The 2,080-nt window shown below is 47.0% G+C and carries 1 protein-coding gene and 2 pseudogenes; 2 read left to right on the forward strand and 1 reads right to left on the reverse strand.

All coding sequences use genetic code 11. The features are described 5' to 3' along the window. Nucleotides 1-79: 79 nt before the first annotated feature. Nucleotides 80-196: pseudogene (locus FEK42_RS22720) on the forward strand (transposase); the annotation flags it as partial. A 219-nt stretch (nt 197-415) separates the two neighbouring features. Here the strand turns inward: FEK42_RS22720 and FEK42_RS22725 are convergent. Beyond that, nucleotides 416-1,435: an IS110 family transposase gene (locus FEK42_RS22725; RefSeq protein WP_135381310.1), complete on the reverse strand. Its 1,020-nt coding sequence runs from the start codon at nt 1,433-1,435 to the stop codon at nt 416-418. A 66-nt stretch (nt 1,436-1,501) separates the two neighbouring features. On the opposite strand from FEK42_RS22725, the pseudogene FEK42_RS22730 reads away from it, so the two are divergent. Next, nucleotides 1,502-2,080: pseudogene (locus FEK42_RS22730) on the forward strand (IS3 family transposase); the annotation flags it as partial.

The following is a 2,080-nucleotide window of genomic DNA, read 5'->3' on the forward strand; positions in this document are numbered from 1 at the left end:
TGTAAGTATCCCGCATAATCGTGCCATTCATATTTAGAGATCATCCGGCATAATCAATCTGCCAACGAAGGAGATCGCTATGCGTAAAGCCCGTTTTACTGAGCATCAGATCATCGCTGTGATTAAGTCAGTTGAAGCCGGACGAACCGTTAAAGATGTCTGCCGGGAGGCCGGTATCTCTGAAGCCACCTACTACATCTATGGACTACCTCCGTTTTGCAAGTACTGAATCAGGTTTTAGGTTGTTGCTTACATCTATCCGGCATCAGAAATATCTGTGCCCAAATGGGAAATCCGCACACAATCGCCTCAACAACTGGACGGCCACGAAGGCCAATATAATAGTCAGGTTCCGATCGTGCAGGTTCAACCAGTGGCCATTTTTCAATACTTTGCAACTTTTAAAGGTATGCTATTACACTGCCGGTCTGTACTCTGTTTCATTGTGAAGAATTGACCAAATAATTCGGGCATTTTTATTGGCGACTGCAACGGTTGTTTTGTTAAATCCTCGTCGTTCTTTTAGCTGATTAACCCATTGATTTAAGTAACCCTCATTATTATTTGCAGCCACTCTAACGACTGCCCGGGCTCCATGAATAAATAAGGTTCGCAGGTGCTTATCGCCTTTTTTGGTCATGTTCATTAGCACCTGTCTGTCACCACTGGAGTGCTGCCTTGGTACTAGTCCCAACCAGGCTGAGAAATGACGGCCATTTTTGAATTCAGTTCCTTTGCCGATCGCAGCAACAACTGCAGTAGCTGTTTTAGGGCCAATACCTTTAACTTTGGCAATCCGCTGACAAGCTTCAGATTGTCGGAAAACAGTATCAATTTCTTTATCAAAAAAGTTGATACGACGACCAAGATCGTTAAAAAGATCATAGAGTTCTGCGATCGTTCTGCGCATTCTGGCACTAAGACCATTTTCTGCGTCTTCCAGAATCAGCGGAACAGCGTGACGAACTCTGGAGACAGCCGCACCGATTGTTATTCCACGGTCAAGCAGCAGTCCTCTGATTTGACAGACTGTCGCAGTTCGGTGATTAACAATACGCTGTCTTGCCCGGTGCAGAGCCTGAATATCCTGCTGTTCCGGGCTTTTGGGTGGTACGAATTGCATTGTTGGTTGCATCAGAGCAATTGCGATAGCCTGTGCATCATTACCGTCATTTTTTTGCCCGCGGACAAAGGGTTTTACATACTGGGGACTGATCACTTTTACCTTATGTCCCAGTTTTTCGAACTCACGCTGCCAGTAAAATGCGCCCGTGGAGGCTTCCACACCAATCAGGCAGGCCGGAATATTCGCGACGGTCTGTAGTAACGTTTTACGATCAGTGCGTTTTTTATAAACCGGTTTACCCGCCTGATTTAATCCACAAAGCTGAAAAACATTTTTAGCCAGATCAATACCGAGATAGATAACATTCATGATAATGCTCCTGCTGAGTATATTTTGTTCAGTTAACCTCAGAGGGAGGAGGTAGTCCATCCCATTAACTGGAAGTCCAGATACGGCGGCATGGAGGCTTCTGATATTAAAAAAATCAAGGATCTTGAGGACGAGAACCGCCGTCTCAAACAGATGTTTGCTGACCTGAGTCTGGAGAACCGGGCGCTGAAAGACGTTATCGAAAAAAAGCTTTAAAACCAGCCTTTAAGCGTGAGCTGGTCACTCATCTGATAACGACATTCGGACTCAGTATCCGTCAGGCCTGCCGGAGTCTGAACCTGAGCAGAACGGTTTACCATTACCGCCCGGATACCACGCGTGATGAACCCGTTATTGCCGCCCTGCAGGCTGCGGCTGAGCGATACCCGCGATACGGCTTTCCGAAGCTTTTCCAGATTCTGCGACGGCAAGGATACTCGTGGAATCACAAAAGGCTCCACCGTATTTACTGTCTGCTGAAGCTGAATTTTCGCCGTAAGGGCAAACAACGACTGCCGGTACGCAATCCCTCACCACTGGCTACGCCAGAAGCGCTGAACCAGAGCTGGTCTGTCGATTTTATGCATGATGCGCTGGCCTGTGGCCGTCGTTTTCGCACGTTCAATGTCGTTGATGACTTTAATC

The sequence above is a fragment of the Escherichia sp. E2748 genome, from assembly GCF_005781125.1.
GTDB lineage: Bacteria > Pseudomonadota > Gammaproteobacteria > Enterobacterales > Enterobacteriaceae > Escherichia.

Excerpts from the sequence above, each read along its gene's own strand:
- FEK42_RS22725 (WP_135381310.1), bottom strand. The coding sequence starts at position 1,435 with ATGAATGTTATCTATCTCGGTATTGATCTGGCTAAAAATGTTTTTCAG.